The sequence below is a fragment of the Sphingomonas sp. NFX23 genome, from assembly GCF_049887795.1.
Taxonomy (GTDB): Bacteria; Pseudomonadota; Alphaproteobacteria; order Sphingomonadales; family Sphingomonadaceae; genus Sphingomonas.
Window position 1 is genome coordinate 41,560 of sequence record NZ_JAGEKH010000002.1, and the last position, 15,921, is coordinate 57,480.

Below are 15,921 nucleotides of genomic sequence, written 5' to 3' on the forward strand. Positions count from 1 at the left end.
CGATCAGGCGCGCTTCCAGACGGTCGCAAGACGATTGAACGGCGCGCGCATATCGGCTGCCAAAGCCTGATACTTTCCATCATCGAGAAAATGGATCAGCGCATCGAGGTTGATCGGTCGGCTAATGAGGAAGCCCTGGATCATGTCGCAGCCCATCACCGACAACAGTGCCATCGCCGCCTGGGTCTCGACACCCTCTGCGACCACCTCCATCTCGAGCGCGTGCGCGAGGTCGATCGTCGAGCGGACGATCAGCGGGTCGCGATTCGAACTCGTGAGCTGCGTCACGAAAAGCTTGTCAATCTTCAGTTCGCGTGCCGGCAACTGCTTCAGATACGCCAGCGATGACAGGCCGGCTCCGTAATCGTCAATCGCGATGACGATCCCAATATCCGCGAATATCTTGAGGTTTGCGATCGCGCTTTCCGGGTCACGGATGACCGACGTCTCCGTGATCTCAAACCCGAGTTGCGCCCCGCTCGCCTGCACCAACTCGCAGGCGCGACGAACGAAGCGCTTGTCGGCGAGCAATGCCCCCGCGATGTTGATGAAAATCCGGAGGTCGTGACCACTGGCAGCCAGTGCCTTCTGATCGGCAATCGAACGGCGGATCGTCCACAACGTAAGTGCGACGATATCCCGCGACTCCTCGGCCAGAGGAATGAAGTCGTTGGGCAGCACGAGCCCACGTGTCGGGTGGTTCCAGCGGACCAGGGCCTCGACGCTCGTGACCTGCTGGCGACGGAGGTGAACCTTTGGCTGGTATTGGAGGAACAGTTCCTCCTTTTCGATCGCACGCGTCAGGTCCAGCGATAGCTCGGCACGATCCATTGCCGCAGGGTTGCCGGTGACATCCCGCGCGATCGTGATTCGTTCGGCCCGAGCTTCGCGCAACGCGTGCTCGGCCTCTTCTATGAGCAGGACCTCGTCGCGGTGCGCCGAGGCGGCGGCAGCCCCCAACTGGATATGGATCACATACGACTCACCGTCGATGTCGAACGGGTCCTCGAACGCGATTTCCAGCGCGGCGATCGCAACGTCCAAGGCTAGCCGTGCCTCGCTCTCGAAGACGATTTCCGCCGTGTCGCGTCCCGCGACCATGACCCTGGCGTCGGGCAGCGTATTGGCGATCCGCGCCGCGACATCGACTATCACGGTGTCCGCCCTCGATCGCCCGAGATGACGCCGCAACACCGCAAAATTCGCAACCTCGGCAAGCACGAGAAACCGCCAAGAACCTTGTGAAGCCTGGCATATCGCATCCCGCGTGCGCTTTATCGACAGGTCGGCGTCCAACAGCCGAATGCCCCCTAAATGCGGGCTGCCTTCGACCTGACCGTGCGGAATGTGGCTCATCCCAACCCGCATAGCTCGGACGCATAAATATACCCTTAAGCACTTAGCACGCCCGGACGCCAAGAAGATGGTTAACAAATTACAAATGTTATTGTTTAACGCTTCATTAACCGATATTCGGAACCGGCACCTTCTCGGTGCCAATTAGGGAGCAAAACATGCTGAAGCTCATTATCGCGCTCGTTTACGGCGAAGGCATTCGCCCCTGGTGAATGCCGGTCGGCTCGAACATTGCGGAGGCGTCGAATAAGGGCGCGCCTCGGTGTTCGGGCCGACATTTTAAAGTGGCTGCTGTCTGGACCGAGGCACTTCGGCGCAACTGCCCGCCCGCTAAGCGCTGATTTTGCTTTATAGTCTTTCCATCGGCGAAGTGTGAACCTGCTTAGGCAAACCCCGCGCCGATCCTGGATGCCCCGACTGCTAGTCGGGACTCAAAACGGTACCCTCAGGCGGTAACGTGCTCGCGCCGCGCACGAGCCTGCATCGGGTTCGAGAACCGCATCGCATCATCGATTGAACCGAACTTGAGCGCGAGCACGTCCAGGGCGTAATTCTGGTTCAGCTTCCACGGCTTGCGCTCTCCCTGCGTCGGCAAAGCCGCGGCGGCGCGCTGCACGTACCCCGATGTGAAATCGAGGAACGACTCGCTCTTCATCGTCGGATCGTCATTGAACGGCGTCGCCTGACGCAGGCCGCGCTTCTTCATCGTATTCAACAGTCGGCACATGTAGATCGCCGTCAGGTCCGCCTTCAGCGTCCACGACGCGTTGGTGTAGCCGAAGGTCGAGGACAGGTTCGGCACACCGTCAAACATCATACCCTTATATTGCAGCCGTCCGGCGAGCTCGATCGGCTTGCCGTCGAGGCTGAACGCGACACCGCTCATCAGTTGCAGTTCGAGGCCAGTGGCAGTGACGATCACGTCGGCGGGCAGGTCCTTGCCCGAATCGAGGCGGATGCCGTCGGGCGTGATCCGTGCAATCGTGTCGGTGACGATCGAGGCTGTGCCGGCGTTGATCGCGGTGAACAGGTCGCCATCGGGCACGAGGCAGACGCGCTGGTCCCACGGATTGTAGCGCGGGGTGAAGTGCGTCGCGACGTCGTAGTCCGGGCCGAGCTGATCGCGGACCATGCCGATCATCCGCTCCTTGACGACCGCCGGCTTCTTTCGCGCCATCCGGTAAAAGAACATCCCCATCAGCACGTTCTTCCACCGCGTGATGCCGTACGCTGCCTTTGCCGGCAGTTTCCCACGAAGCCAGTTCGCCACGCCGTCCTCGCCCGGCCGCGCGACGATGTAAGTCGGCGAGCGCTGGAGCATGGTTACGTGCGCCGCGGTCTTCGCCATCGACGGGACCAGCGTCACGGCAGTCGCGCCGCTGCCGATCACGACGACTCGCTTGCCGCTATAGTCGAGGTCTTCGGGCCAGAATTGCGGGTGGACGATCTGTCCGGCGAAACTGTCCGCTCCCTCGAACTCGGGCGAATAGGCCTTGGCGTAATTATAATAGCCCGCGCACATCGAGAGGAAGTTGCAGGTCAGCGTTACCGGGCCATCGGGGCCGGTGGCTTCGACGGTCCAGCGCGCGTCCTCGGTCGACCACGCCGCGGCCTTGACGTGGTGGCCGTAGCGAATCTTCCGGTCGATTCCGTACGCTTGCGCCGTCTCCTCGACATAAGCACGGATCGAGGGGCCATCGGCGATCGACTTGGCCGCCGTCCACGGGTGGAAGACGAATCCCAGCGTATGCATGTCCGAATCGGAGCGAATGCCGGGATAGCGGAACAGGTCCCACGTCCCGCCCATCGACTGCCGACCCTCGAGGATCATGTAGCTGCGGTCGGGGCAGCGCGTCTGGAGGTGGTAGCCGGTGCCGATCCCGGAAATGCCGGCGCCCACCACGATCACGTCGACATGTTCGGTCATGCTGCATCCTCGCGCCCCGGCGTTACGCCGTAGGTTTCATAACCGAACCTATCCTGTTGTGATCTTTACTCAATAGTCCTTCGTATATTTCACGCTCGCGCTCTGCCCGCCGCTTGATCCCGCGGCCGACAACAGGCTTAGCGCCTTGGTCAGCGCGATCTCGAGCTGCGTCGAGGTGAAGCCCTTCGCGTCGGTCACGATCTCCACATAGATGTTCTTCGTGATGTACTTGCCCGCCGCGAGGCTCGTCCCGCGGCCGGTCGCTTGGTCGGCACCGAGCACGCGCAACCGGTCGAACCCGGTCGCCGAGCGGAGCTTGCCGAGCGGGTTCAGACCGCCGCCGCCCGATCCGCGCAGCGAGTTAAGCGCGGACGCCAGCTGAATCGCCTCGGTCGCCGACAAATTGGCCGGGCTCGACCCGAACAACAGGCGGCTGAGCACCTCGTCCTGCGGCAGGACCGGCGTCGACGTGAACGCGATCTGCGGCTTCTGGCCGGTCCCAGTGACGTTGATGACGACGGTGATGTCGCTAGTGGTCGTGGTCGCCTGGATGTTGATGTCCGGATCGGTCAGCGCACCGCCGCGGAAGCGGATCTGACCCTTGTTCACCTCGAACCGCTTGCCCGAGAACGAATAGGTGCCGCGGACCACGTCCATGCCGCCGGTGACGATCGGCGCGGCGGAGGTGCCGCCGATGTGCATGTCCATCTCCCATTCGGACTCGAGGCCCATGCCCGAGACGAACAGCTGGTTCGGCGCACGGACGCGAAGGTCGAGCTTGAACTTGCCGATAGCAGGCACGTCCGAGCGATCGGTCGAGACCGGCGTTCGGATGTCGCTCTTGCGGCGCACGCCCGTCAGTTCGGGAACCTCGGCCTGCCCTTGGCGGATGATCTGGTAGCGCGCCTCGGGGATCTGGAGATCACCCTGGATCAGGCCACCGTCGCGCCCGTTCGTCAGGTGGACCGTGCCCGTCGTAGTGGCGCTGATCGCGTCGCTCTTGGCGAGCTGCGCATTGTTCAGCGTCGCGCGGATGTCGATCGGGAAGCCGCTGTCCGCCGCAAACCCGATCCTGCCCTGCGCCTGCACGGTGCCGTCGCCGGCCTTCGCGTTGAGCTGCGTCAATTGCAGGTCGGTGTTCGAGAACCGCCCGGCGATCCGCATCTGCGACAGCCGCGTGCCATAGGTCTCGTTGTCGTAAGTCAGGTTGTCGGCGCGGACGACGCCGTTCAGCTGCGGTGCGGACAGGCGCCCGGAGAAGTCTGCCGCGACCGCGATCGGGCCCGACAGCTGCTGGTTCGGGATCGCGGCAAAGCTGAACAGCACCGCGGACGGACCGTTATAGCGGATCCCGCCCGACAGCGGCGCGGCCATCAGACGCGTGCTCCAAGAGCCGTTGCCGGCCGGCAGCGGCCGGAGGTTGGCGACCATGCGGCCGATGACCGACGTCCCGCGACGCACCAGGGCACGACCGGTCGCGCCGTCGCCGCCGAGCGTCCCGGCGAACACGATGTCGACGGGGTCGGAGACGGCAGCGAGACCCGAGCGCGTGAAGTTGGTGACGGTCACGCGTGCGTCTGCGGTCGGCAGTGCGGCCGAATTCGCCTGCGCAAAATCGAGGCTGCCGGTCGCCTTGCCGCCGATCCCGAGGTTGGGGACGAGAGCGGAGAGCGTCGACAGGTCGAGGCGATCGAGCCGGACCTGCGCGTTCGTGCCGCGGCCGTAGCTGCCAGCCAGGCGCGCCGAGCCACCGCCTGCGCCACCGAAGTCGATCCGGGTCGGCGACAGGCGATATTCGCCCTTTACCGCCTGGATGCGCGCCGGGTTGACGGTGCGGAAATCGATGCCGTTCGCTTGGCCCTGTGCGGCGACGAGGTAGGTGTTGGGGCTGAGCTTCGCGTTGACGGCGAGGCGGAACGGCACGCCGTTCGAGCCGGTCAGCAGCGCCTGCGCGGTGCCGTTGCCGCCGACATAGTTCACCTTCGCACGTGCCGCCGAGAGGACGATCGCGCCGTAACGCATGTCCGCGACCTGCGCGTCGGCGACGATCTGCGGCGTCGGCGTCAGCACCGCGGTGGCGTTGACGATCGCGCGGCCGATGGTGAAGTCGACCATGCCGGGGATCTTGGCGCCGTTGGCGCGCGCCGCGACATCGGCGCGCTGGTAGCCGCCCTGGTTGGCGAGACGGACATTGCCCGACAGGCCCTGGCCAGCGAACTGGAGCGCGCCCGCGAATGGGCCGGCCGCCGTCTGAACGATCCGGCCGCTGCCGACGATCCCGGCGAACACCACGCGGCGCACGTCGACCGCGAGCTGCGCCCCCGGCTTGACCAGCACGTCGGCGGTGAACGGCCCGTAATTGGTGCTGCCGCTCGCGGTGACGGCATAGGCGCCGCCGCGGCCGACGATCCGCGCGTTAAGGTTCACCAACCCGACGCCGACGCCCGGACGCGGTGCGCGCAGGACGACGACCGGCGCCGTTGCGCTGCCCGTCACGCGGGCGAACAAGGGACCGTAGGCGGTCGAATACGCGTCGGCATTCACCAGCACCGCACCGGTCGCCGGATCAAACCGGCCTTCGCCGCTGGTCACACGGAACTGTGGCGCGTTCATCCGGAGATTGCGGAAGGTGACGATGCCTTCGGGGCTGTAGCCGATGTCCGAGCGGACGATCGCGTTGCCGCCGAGGAAGCTGCGCGCACCTTCGTTGAAGATCTGCGAAGTCTGCGCGACGACGCGGCCGGTGATCCCGAAACCGCCGTTCGGGCCCGGTACCAGCTTGGCGTCGGTCGTCAGGTTGACGATGCCAATGCCGTCGACGCGGTAATTGTTGATCCGCCCCTTGAGCGCGCCGGTATAGCGCCCGGTCGCCATGTTCGCGACGACGACCGCGGTCGCGTCGATCTTGTCCGAACGGATCTTGAGGTTGTCGGAGAGGACGTTGACGCCCGAGATCGCGAAGTCGCCGTCGATCGCGACGTTAGTCGCGAGCCCGCCGACCGCGGCATTGAGCCCCGTCACGCGACGCGCGCGCGCCTTGATCGGTACGAGGATACGGTCCGAGTTCACGCGTGCGAGCCCCTCGGCGTAGAGGTTCTCGACGCCCATGTCGCCGAACGCGATCGTGGTGGCGCGGACCTTGTAGTCGACCGTCGGCGTCGCGAACGCACCGTCGAGGACGACCCGCGCCGTCACGTCACGACCGCGCAGGTTCGGCAAGATCGCGCCGGGCGTCAGGAGCTTCGCGTTCACCGCGAAATTGCCGAACCGGCTGTTGGCGAGATCGATCAGGCCGCCGGCGTCGACCGCGAGCGCGTCCGACTTCAGCGTCATCCGCGTGTCGGCCTTGCGGTCGTTCAGCGTCGTGTCGATCGCGACGTCGAGCTGCGGCGACGTCAGGCGCTCGACCGGCCCTTCGAGATACAGGCCGGGACGCGTCGAACCGCGCACTTCGATATGGCCGTTCTTCGCAGTCAGCCCGAGGTTGGCGAGTTGCCCGCCGCCGAGCGTTGCGACGGCGCGCCCCTGCCACGAGGCCCAGCTGCCGCGGCCATCGACGGTCGCGGTCAACGGTGCCTTGAACGACCCCATCGTCGACACGACGCCGCCGACCGGAGCGGTCAGCTTCAAATTCACGTCGAGCTTGTTCTGCTCGGGCACCGCGTCGAGCTTCAGTACGAGGCGGTCGCCGCCGGCGATGCCGGGGCCGGTCAGCGCGGTCGCGTTGGTGGTCAGCTGCGCGCGCTTGTCGGCGATGTGGACCGCGCCGTCGATCTTGACGATATGCGTCTGGCCGGTGACCGGCTTGGCGATCAGGAAGCGATCGATAACCAGGCGGTTCACGTCGATGTCGAGATCGGGGAGCAACGGCGCGTTGGGATCGGTCGGCGTCGCGTTGAGCACCGGGCGGCGCTGCAGCGTGACCAGCGGCGTGGTCAGCGAACGCACATCGACATGGTTCTTGGCAAACGCGAACGGACGCCAGTCAACGGCGAGCTTCGGGCTGGTCAGGAAGACGCCCTTGGGATCGGACACGCGCACGTCGCTGAGCGTCATCGCGCCGTAGATCGAGCCATCGATCCGGCCGACCTTGATGTTCAGCCCGGATGCGGTGGTGTAGCCGCCGATCTGGTCAGCGACGAGGCGCCGGCCCGGATCGGTGTTGATCCCGAACAGCACGATCAGGACGAGCGCGATCAGGCCGACGACCAGGATCGCCAGCCATTTCAGGATGCGCTGCCACAGGGGGCGACGTTCGACGATCACCGTTTCGGTCTGCTCGAACTGGTCCCGCTCAGTAGGGCCCTGTTCAACAGGTGGAGTGCCGTTTTCGGCCATCAGAATGCCTGCCCGATCGAGATGTAGAGGGCGATCTTGCCGTCGCCCTCGCGTGGGTTCAGCGGCGTCGCGACATCGAAACGCATCGGGCCGAAGCTGGTATAGAATCGCCCGCCGATGCCCGCGCCGTAGCGCAGGGACGACAGGTTCGGCGTGCTGCTCTCATAGCTGTTGCCGGCGTCGATGAACGGCACGATGCCGAAATCGCCGAACCGGTAGCGGGCTTCGAGCGCGAATTCGTTGAGCGAGCGCCCGCCGACCGGATCGCCGTTCGGATCGAACGGCCCGAGCCGCTGGTATCCGTAACCGCGCACCGATCCGCCGCCGCCGCCGTAATAGCGCCGCGAGGGGGCGAGGTCGTCACGGGAAACGCCTTGGATCGAGCCCGCCTTGGCGCGCCCGGCGATGACGATGCTACTGGAGACGGGGTAGTAGAACGTCCCCTCGATCATCGTCCGGATGTAAGGCTTTACCGACCCCTGCACCGACGTCTCGGGGCTGAGGTTGAGCGTCAGGCGATAGCCCTTGGTCGGGTTGAGCAAGCTGTCCGAGCGATCGAACTTCACCTGGCCCGGCAACGCGACGATGCCGTAGGTGCGGCGCACGTTCTCGCCGCGACCGAAATCATAGACGCTTTCGTTCGTGCCGACGAGTTCGCCGCCGTAATAATAGGTCAGCGGCTTCTGCCAGATCGGCGTGGAGTCGTAGCTCCAGCGGACGCCGACACTGGTCGTGAACGCGTCGTACGCATCGTAATTCGAATGGTTCGCGCCTGCGGTCAGGCTGAACGTCTTGTCGCGCTTGCCCGCATTGGCACGGCGGAACGTGCCCGACAGGCCCTGCTCCTGCGTACCCGCGATTACCGATCCGATCAGCGCGCCCTCGTACGGGAACAGGTTGCGGTGCTGCCACGTGCCTTCCGCGCGGAAGCCCTGCCCGGTCGAGAACCCGACATTGCCGCCGAGCGACCGCGGCTTGCCCTCGCTCTGGCGGACCAGCAGGTCGACCTGCTCGGTGCCGTCGGGGTTGATCGTGCCGGTGCGGACCGGTTCGACCGACACGGTAGAGAACAGCGACGTCGCGACCAGCGCATCGCGCAGGTCGTCGGTCATCCGGTTGTCGTAGAGTTCGCCCGCCTTGAACCGGGGGAACAGGTTCAGATGCTCGAGGTTGAAGACCGGATCGCCCTCGGTGCGAAGCTGCCCGAACGACGAGCGCGGTCCGGTATCGACGGGCAGCGTGTACGCGCCGGTCGGGGTCCGGTCGTCGAGCAGGATGTCGCGCTCGCCGACCTTGACGAATGGATAGCCCTGCTGCGGCAGCGTCAGGCTGACATTCGCCTCCGCGCCCTGAATGCGTGCGGCCTCGATCGGATCGCCGACCTTGAGCGGCAATTGCGTGCGGACGAGATCGGGCGGGGTCGTCGCGTCCGCTTTCACGGTGATCGACGACAGCGAATAGAGCCGGCCGGGTTGCGCGCTGACGGTCGCCTTCAGCCGCGCGGGCTTGGTCTTGTCGGCGTCGGGGATCGTCTCGATCGTCGAGATCGCCGTCGCATCGTAATAGCCGAGCGACTTCAGCAGCCGCACCGCCAGCGCCTCGTCCTCGCGGGCACGCGCCGCGACCTGCGTGGCGTTCGCCGCTTTGCCCTTGCCCTCGGCGAGCGCGGACAGCGCCTTGTATTCGCCTTCGAGCCCGTCGCCCGCCTTGTCGAGACCTTTGGTGGCGGTCTCGTAGCGGATTTCGGGCGCGTCCTTGTCCTTGATATCCGCCGCGGTCTGAAGCGGGGTCGTGTCGAAGCTCGACAGCGGCGTCAGCGGTTGCGCGAGCTGCGGATCGCTGGGGCCGGTCGGGGGCAGGACGTCGCCGGCCAGCGTGGTCGCGGGGGTCGTTGCGGTGGCGGGTGTCGCGGGTGTTTGCGTCGAGGGAGCGGGCAACGGTGCCATCGCTTCCAACGGCGCGTTGAGGTCGCCGCTCAACGGCGGCAAAGCGCTGTCGAACTCGGCGTCGGGCACGATCGGCGCGTCGGAACGCGGGTCGTTCGACTGCGACTGGTCGCTGGGCTTCGGCGCGTCGGGACCTTTGGCTGGGGCGGTGCCCGGCTTCACCAACTGCGCGGAACCGACGCCCGCGAATCCCGTTGTCGACGCTACCAACGCCAAAGCGAGCCAATGATGCCGGCTGTTAGAAGCTGTCACACGATCCCCTTTACAGGCAGCGATCGTGCTCGATTCACCCCCATCTTCGTCCACGTAACGCACATAGGACGGCTTGGTTTCACAAAAATTAACCTCAGACACAGCCGATTAGGCCACCGACCGGTATGACGACAGTATCCCGTCCGGGGCGGTCGATCCGTAGCGTCGCGGACGTCACGGTCGCGCCTGCGGAGATGTCGGCGCGGACCGCGACCGCCATATCGAGCGTCGCGGTCACGTCGCCGCCGCGATATTGCGTGACGCCGCCGAAGCCGAAGCCGATCGCGGGCGACTGGGTCGTCATCGCGTAGTCATTGGTCTTGCCGTCGATCGCGAGACGGATCTGCGCGGGGTCGGCGGTGGCCATCGCGACGAGTTGCCGACCGGCGTCCATGCTCCAGAGATACGCGGCGCATCCCTTCGCGGGGAGCTTCTGCTGGCCGATCGCGCCGAGGGGGCCCGGACCTGAATTGGCAGCTGGCGCAGGCGTCGCGGCTTGCAGCGCGAGCATAAGAGCGAGCGATATCATGGCGTCACGCCTATCATGAACAGCCACGCGGGATAAGCCGCGATCGCCAGCAACGCGCCGAATGGAAGCGCCGTGTCCGCTGCCATGCTGCGTCCCTTGAGGTGTGCGGCAAGGACGACGCCGAGCCCAATCATGCTCGCGATCAGCAATACGGCGGGCAACATCTGCCACCCGAGCCACAGTCCGATCGCTCCGAACAGCTTGGGATCGCCGCCGCCCATCCCGTCGCGGCCACGTATGCGCCGATAGCCGACCGCGACCAGCCACAGCGTCCCGAACCCGGCGAGTCCGCCAATCAGCCGTTCCTGAAGCGGCGGGTCGATACCAAGCGCGGCGCCAATGAGCCCGGTCGCAGCCAGCAGGATCGTCAGCCGATCGGGCAGCCAGAATGCGACGAGGTCGAGGCTTGCCAACGCCAGCAACAGCCATCCGAACACCGCGCCGGCGATGCCGACCGTCCCCGGTGCGACGATCCCCGCTGCCAAGCCGATCGCCAACCCCGCCAACTCGATCCGCCAGTGCACCGGACTGATCGCAACGCCGCATCCTTGGCACCGACCGCGCAGGACGAGCGCACTCACCAACGGCACCAGCTCGACCGCGCGGAGTGTCCGCCCGCAGCCATCGCACGCCGAGCGCCCCTGCATCACCGATCGCCCGTCGGGCCAGCGCGTCACCAGCGCCGCGACGAAGCTGCCGATGATCGCCCCGAGCACGCCCAGCAGCACCGCCCAGAACGCAGCCTCAGACACCTGTTTTCCGCACTAGGTAGCGATACACGCCGAGGAGGTTGATCCCGAACAACACGATGTTCTGCGTGCCCAGCGCCCAGTCCCCGGTCAAGGCCGCACCGCTCAGCCACGCGATCGACGAGGCAACGAACAGCACGAACCCCCACCCCGTCACGCGCCGCCCGAAATCGAGCGACACCATGAAGGCGGCGATCACCCCCGACCCTGCTGCACACCATTTGAGCGTCGTGATGAGTGTTTCCATGACGGGAGGTCTAGGCGCATCCCGCGGTGCTTTGTATTGCCGCACATCAACCCCAGATACGGGGGCAGAAGAATATATGGAGAGTGAAGTGGCCGCCGATCGAGATCCTATCGTCATCCTGTCCTACGCACGTACGCCAATGGGGTCGTTCCAGGGTGCGCTTGCCGGCGCGACCGCGACGCAGCTTGGCGCCGATGCGGTGCGCGGTGCGGTCGAGCGCTCGGGCGTTTCGGCGGCCGAGATCGAGCGGATCTACATGGGCTGCGTGCTCCCCGCCGGGCTCGGCCAGGCGCCGGCGCGACAGGCTGCGATCAACGCCGGGCTCGGCGATCACGTCGAGGCGACGACGGTCAACAAGATGTGCGGTTCGGGGATGCAGGCGGCGATCCTAGCCGCCGATGCGCTCGCGGCTGGGTCGGTCGACCTGCTCGTCGCGGGCGGCATGGAGAGCATGACCAACGCGCCGTACCTTTCCAAGAGCCACCGAGGCGGCGCGCGGATCGGGCATGACCGGATGTACGACCACATGTATCTCGACGGGCTCGAGGATGCGTACGAACCCGGCAAGCTGATGGGCAATTTCGCCGAGGACACCGCGCACGAATACCAGTTCACGCGCCAGCAGATGGACGACTACGCGATCGAGTCGCTGCACCGGGCACAAGCCGCGCAGAAGTCCGGCGCTTTCGACCGCGAGATCGTCTCCGTCGATATTGCGGGGCGGAAGGGCACTACCACGGTCTCGCTCGACGAGCAGCCGGCGAAGGGCGACGTCGCCAAGATCCCGACGTTGAAGCCTGCCTTCTCGAAGGAGGGCACGATCACCGCCGCCAATGCCTCGTCGATTTCCGACGGTGCTGCCGCCTTGGTGATGACGCGTGCGAGCGTTGCAGAGCGCCTTGGCATTACTCCGATCGCGCGCGTCGTTGCACACGCCGCGCATGCCCACGCCCCGGCCCTGTTCACGACCGCGCCGGTGTTCGCGATGCGGAAGGCTATGGAAAAGGCCGGCTGGTCGGCGTCGGACATCGACCTGTTCGAGGTCAACGAAGCCTTCGCCGTCGTCGCGATGATCGCGATGCGCGACCTTGGCTTGCCGCACGACAAGGTGAACATCCACGGCGGCGCGTGCGCGCTAGGCCATCCGATCGGTGCAAGCGGCGCGCGGATTTTGGCGACGTTGCTTTCGGCGTTGGAGACGACTGGCCAAAAACGCGGGCTTGCCTCGCTCTGCATCGGCGGCGGAGAGGCGACTGCGATGGCGGTGGAATTGATGAACTGATCCGCTGACCTCCCCCTCCCTAAAAGGGGGGGCGGGGGTTGGTCGGTGTCCACATTACGCCATCATCAAGCCCCCTCAAACACTCACGGCAGAGCCTCACCGGCCTCGACACCCCAGAGACCACCGATCTGCACAAACCCCGCCTGCCCCTTCACGTCCATTCTACACCAGCCATTGCCGCACTGGCTCAGCCGCCCGACCACGCCCGGCGCTGCGCGCCAAAGCAATTTGGCGGACGAGACGGGCTTCTCGCGCATCTCCACCGGCCCCGCGCCGTGGACGATCGCGGTGCGCGTGCCGCTGAGCAGGTTCGCCTGCATCCAGCCTTCCGTGCCATCGGGATCAGCGACCTTGCGCCATTCCTTGAAGATCGCGACCACCTTGATCGGGAGATCCTGGCGTTGATACAGCCAGCTCGCCGGATACGTCCGCGCCGGCCCGGTCCGCATCCGCGCGCGCGACGCCGAGATCGACGCGTAATAGGGCACGCTCTTCTTCGTCGCGTCGGCAGCCGCCACGGGGTCGGGCACCAGCGCAGCGGCAACAAGAGCGGAAAGCGCGGCGGCGAGAATGCGCATGGTCATGTCCTAACTGGCGAGCCGAACTCCTATCGCGACCAACCGCTTTCCTCAACCGAAGTTGCGGCCCCGACGTTGACGGAACGTTGACGGGCACGAGCGCCTTCGCCAAGCCGGTCGCATGATCGACACACGCCGCTGTCCGAACCCCAAGGTCGTCGTCACCCGCGAGCTGGCCGATACGCTGATGGATCGGATGGAGGCGCTGTTCGACACGCAGAACAACCGCGCCGATGTGAAGCTCGACCGCGACCAGCTCGCCGCGGCGATGGCCGATTGCGACGTGTTCGTGCCGACCGTGACCGACGACATCGACGCCGCACTGATCGCCGGCGCGGGCGACCGTCTGAAGCTGATCGCGAACTACGGTGCGGGCGTGAACCACATCGACCTGAAGGCGGCACGCGCACGCGGGATCATCGTCACCAACACGCCGGGAGTGCTCACCGAGGACACCGCCGATATGACGATGGCGCTAATCCTGTCGGTACCGCGGCGGCTGGCCGAGGGCGAGAAGCTGGTACGGTCCGGCCAGTGGAACGGCTGGAGCCCGGGCGGCATGCTGGGCCATCGAATCGGCGGCAAGGCGCTCGGGATCGTTGGGATGGGACGGATCGGCCAGGCGGTCGCGCTGAGGGCGCGCGCGTTCGGGCTGACGATCCATTATCATAACCGCACCCGCCTGCCCGCGGTCCGCGAGGCGCAACTGGTCGCCACCTTCCACGCATCGCTCGACGACATGCTCGGGGCGGTCGACATCGTCACGATCCACACGCCCTTGAATGCCGATAGCCGCGACCTGATCGACGCCCGCCGGATCGGCCTTATGCAGCCGCACGTGTACCTCATCAACGCGGCGCGCGGCGGGATCGTCGACGAAGGTGCGCTGGTCGATGCACTGGAGGCGGGCAAGCTGGCGGGCGCAGGTCTCGACGTCTGGGCACACGAGCCGGTGATCGATCCGCGATTGCTTGCTCTGCCCAACGTCGTGATGCTGCCGCACATGGGCTCCGCAACGCTCGAGGGGCGAATGGCATCGGGCGAGCGCGTCATCCAGAATATCCGGATGTGGGCCGATGGCCATCGCCCGCCGGATCAGGTGCTCGACGGGTGGGTCTGAACCCGTCGATACAATCTAAATCAAGATTTGGAACCGATGCCGCGGTGCAGCATTTGTTGGATACCCCCGGAGAGACAGGAGTATCCAAGATGAAGAAGTTTGCCGTTTCCGCCCTGCTGGTCGCATCCGCCGTCTCGATGAGCGCATGCTCGACGCTCAAGGGCGCGGGCATCGGTGCAGCCGGTGGCGCAGGCGTTGCCGCCGCGACCGGTGGTAGCGTCGAGAAGGGCGCAGCCGTTGGCGGCGCTGGTGGCGCGGTCGTCGGCACTGTCGCCGACTGATCGATGGACGATCCCCCCCCGCCAGGGGAGGTGTCAGCGAAGGTGACGGAGGAGGAGGACGCGGAACAAAGGTTGTCCTTTCCTCCCCCTCCGTCTGGCAAGGGCCAGCCACCTCCCCCTGGCGGGGGAGGATCGCAGCGATCTTAAACCGCGCGCATCCAATGTGTTCGCGCGACGTTCCCGGTCAGAACCTTCGACCCGAACGCCTTGATGATCTTCGCGGCATCGGCACTGTTCATCAGCACGACGCGCGTGCCACCTGATGGCAGCGTCTCGATCGCACTGATGATCGCGTCATGCTTCTTGCACATCGCAACGACCTGAGGCTGTTCAACGCTGACGTTGACGGCGCGCGAGATCGGCACGACCGTTTCGGTGCCCGTCGTCACGATGCGGCCCCTGAGATCACGAAGAAAGAATAGATCGTCATGCGGCATTCCCGGCTCGGAGCGGGAGCGCAAAGCATCTCTCAGTCGCAGCCTGCCCGTACGAAGCGCCGCGATGCCTCCACTATGCGCGCTATCGCTCCGAACGGCAATGGCGCGGCATGCTTTGGCTATGCTCGCACCCGCAGCAAAGCAAGACCGAACCCGACGAAGATCGCCCCCGTCACACGGTCGAAGGCGCGCCGCAACGCCGGGCGCGTCAGATAGCGCGCGAGCGTCCGCCCACCGGCTGCATACACGCCGTACCAAAAGCTCTCGACCACCGCGAAAGTCACGACGAGTATCGCGAACTGCGGCGCCTGCGGTGACGCGCGGTCGACGAACTGCGGCAGGAAGGCGGCGGCGAACAACAGCAGCTTGGGATTGCTGATCCCGATCACGAACCCGCCGCGATACAGCCGCCACGCCGATACGGTCGGGGGAAGTGCCACCGGCGACGTATCGTCGCCGACGTCGATCGGAGCCCCCGCCCCGCGCCACGCCTTAATCCCGAGGAATATCAGATACGCAACGCCGCCATAGCGCAGCGCATCGAACACCCGCGGCCACGCCGCCAGCAACGCGGACACGCCTGCTGCCGACGCCGCCAGCACGAGCACCAGCGCGGTCAGGCACCCCGCCATCGCCGCGACGCTCCGCCGCGCACCGAAGGCAATGCTGCGCGTCATGACGTGCAGCATGTTTGGTCCGGGCGTCCCGCATAACAGGAACACCGCGACTACGAACAACCACCAGGCGTGTAGAGTCATTGTTGTTTCTACTCGCTCAGCTACTGAAAAACGCAAGCTAGCGCCACAACTCGGCAGTTCCGGCTCAGGACCTCGGTAGACTTAAAGTGTCTATCGAGACGTTGTCAGCAGTTGCTTCACC

Annotated in this window: 13 protein-coding genes; 3 read left to right on the forward strand and 10 right to left on the reverse strand. The window is 65.7% G+C overall.

Annotated elements, in window-relative coordinates:
- Nucleotides 1-3 precede the first annotated feature (3 nt).
- From J4O76_RS03995 to J4O76_RS04025, 7 genes are all read right to left on the reverse strand, one after another.
- A complete protein-coding gene (locus J4O76_RS03995; protein WP_426280432.1) occupies nucleotides 4-1,368 on the reverse strand; it encodes an EAL domain-containing protein in 1,365 nt (454 codons plus the stop codon).
- Between the two features lie 433 nt (nucleotides 1,369-1,801).
- Complete coding sequence (locus J4O76_RS04000; RefSeq protein WP_426280433.1) at nucleotides 1,802-3,283, reverse strand: flavin-containing monooxygenase; 1,482 nt, start codon at nucleotides 3,281-3,283, stop codon at nucleotides 1,802-1,804.
- A 69-nt stretch (nucleotides 3,284-3,352) separates the two neighbouring features.
- Complete coding sequence (locus tag J4O76_RS04005; protein WP_426280434.1) at nucleotides 3,353-7,621, reverse strand: translocation/assembly module TamB domain-containing protein; 4,269 nt, start codon at nucleotides 7,619-7,621, stop codon at nucleotides 3,353-3,355.
- Nucleotides 7,621-9,819, reverse strand: coding sequence for an autotransporter assembly complex protein TamA (locus J4O76_RS04010; RefSeq protein ID WP_426280435.1), 2,199 nt, complete (start codon nucleotides 9,817-9,819; stop codon nucleotides 7,621-7,623). Before J4O76_RS04010 ends, J4O76_RS04005 begins: the two co-directional genes overlap by 1 nt.
- A gap of 94 nt (nucleotides 9,820-9,913) precedes the next feature.
- Complete coding sequence (locus tag J4O76_RS04015; RefSeq protein ID WP_426280436.1) at nucleotides 9,914-10,348, reverse strand: hypothetical protein; 435 nt, start codon at nucleotides 10,346-10,348, stop codon at nucleotides 9,914-9,916.
- Nucleotides 10,345-11,100: a prepilin peptidase gene (locus J4O76_RS04020; protein ID WP_426280437.1), complete on the reverse strand. Its 756-nt coding sequence runs from the start codon at nucleotides 11,098-11,100 to the stop codon at nucleotides 10,345-10,347. Before J4O76_RS04020 ends, J4O76_RS04015 begins: the two co-directional genes overlap by 4 nt.
- The gene (locus J4O76_RS04025; RefSeq protein ID WP_426280438.1) at nucleotides 11,093-11,344 is read right to left on the reverse strand and encodes a hypothetical protein; all 252 of its coding nucleotides are present in this window, start codon (nucleotides 11,342-11,344) and stop codon (nucleotides 11,093-11,095) included. The genes J4O76_RS04020 and J4O76_RS04025 overlap by 8 nt, the downstream gene beginning before the upstream one ends.
- Nucleotides 11,345-11,432: 88 nt before the next feature.
- Here J4O76_RS04025 and J4O76_RS04030 point away from each other — a divergent pair, with 88 nt between their 5' ends.
- The gene (locus J4O76_RS04030; RefSeq protein WP_426280439.1) at nucleotides 11,433-12,626 is read left to right on the forward strand and encodes an acetyl-CoA C-acyltransferase; all 1,194 of its coding nucleotides are present in this window, start codon (nucleotides 11,433-11,435) and stop codon (nucleotides 12,624-12,626) included.
- Nucleotides 12,627-12,709: 83 nt separating this feature from the next.
- Here J4O76_RS04030 and J4O76_RS04035 read toward each other — a convergent pair whose 3' ends face one another.
- Nucleotides 12,710-13,210 (reverse strand): SH3 domain-containing protein, encoded by a 501-nt coding sequence (locus J4O76_RS04035; protein ID WP_426280440.1) that lies wholly within the window; start codon nucleotides 13,208-13,210, stop codon nucleotides 12,710-12,712.
- A 115-nt stretch (nucleotides 13,211-13,325) separates the two neighbouring features.
- On the opposite strand from J4O76_RS04035, the gene J4O76_RS04040 reads away from it, so the two are divergent.
- Complete coding sequence (locus J4O76_RS04040) at nucleotides 13,326-14,324, forward strand: 2-hydroxyacid dehydrogenase (RefSeq protein ID WP_426280441.1); 999 nt, start codon at nucleotides 13,326-13,328, stop codon at nucleotides 14,322-14,324.
- A gap of 89 nt (nucleotides 14,325-14,413) precedes the next feature.
- Nucleotides 14,414-14,605, forward strand: a complete 192-nt coding sequence (locus J4O76_RS04045; RefSeq protein ID WP_093399163.1) for a hypothetical protein — start codon at nucleotides 14,414-14,416, stop codon at nucleotides 14,603-14,605.
- A gap of 143 nt (nucleotides 14,606-14,748) precedes the next feature.
- Here the strand turns inward: J4O76_RS04045 and J4O76_RS04050 are convergent, their stop codons facing one another.
- Nucleotides 14,749-14,994 carry a hypothetical protein gene (locus J4O76_RS04050; RefSeq protein ID WP_133019121.1) on the reverse strand — a complete coding sequence of 82 codons (246 nt, stop codon included), beginning with the start codon at nucleotides 14,992-14,994 and terminating at the stop codon, nucleotides 14,749-14,751.
- A gap of 167 nt (nucleotides 14,995-15,161) precedes the next feature.
- The gene (locus J4O76_RS04055; protein WP_426280442.1) at nucleotides 15,162-15,800 is read right to left on the reverse strand and encodes a LysE family translocator; all 639 of its coding nucleotides are present in this window, start codon (nucleotides 15,798-15,800) and stop codon (nucleotides 15,162-15,164) included.
- Nucleotides 15,801-15,921: the final 121 nt, after the last annotated feature.

Bases quoted from the DNA above. Each gene is read 5' to 3' on its own strand.
- J4O76_RS04055 (WP_426280442.1), bottom strand. From the start codon at position 15,800: ATGACTCTACACGCCTGGTGGTTGTTCGTAGTCGCGGTGTTCCTGTTA.
- J4O76_RS04035 (WP_426280440.1), bottom strand. From the start codon at position 13,210: ATGACCATGCGCATTCTCGCCGCCGCGCTTTCCGCTCTTGTTGCCGCT.
- J4O76_RS04005 (WP_426280434.1), bottom strand. From the start codon at position 7,621: ATGGCCGAAAACGGCACTCCACCTGTTGAACAGGGCCCTACTGAGCGG.
- J4O76_RS03995 (WP_426280432.1), bottom strand. From the start codon at position 1,368: ATGCGGGTTGGGATGAGCCACATTCCGCACGGTCAGGTCGAAGGCAGC.
- J4O76_RS04040 (WP_426280441.1), top strand. From the start codon at position 13,326: ATGATCGACACACGCCGCTGTCCGAACCCCAAGGTCGTCGTCACCCGC.
- J4O76_RS04045 (WP_093399163.1), top strand. From the start codon at position 14,414: ATGAAGAAGTTTGCCGTTTCCGCCCTGCTGGTCGCATCCGCCGTCTCG.
- J4O76_RS04025 (WP_426280438.1), bottom strand. From the start codon at position 11,344: ATGGAAACACTCATCACGACGCTCAAATGGTGTGCAGCAGGGTCGGGG.
- J4O76_RS04000 (WP_426280433.1), bottom strand. From the start codon at position 3,283: ATGACCGAACATGTCGACGTGATCGTGGTGGGCGCCGGCATTTCCGGG.
- J4O76_RS04015 (WP_426280436.1), bottom strand. From the start codon at position 10,348: ATGATATCGCTCGCTCTTATGCTCGCGCTGCAAGCCGCGACGCCTGCG.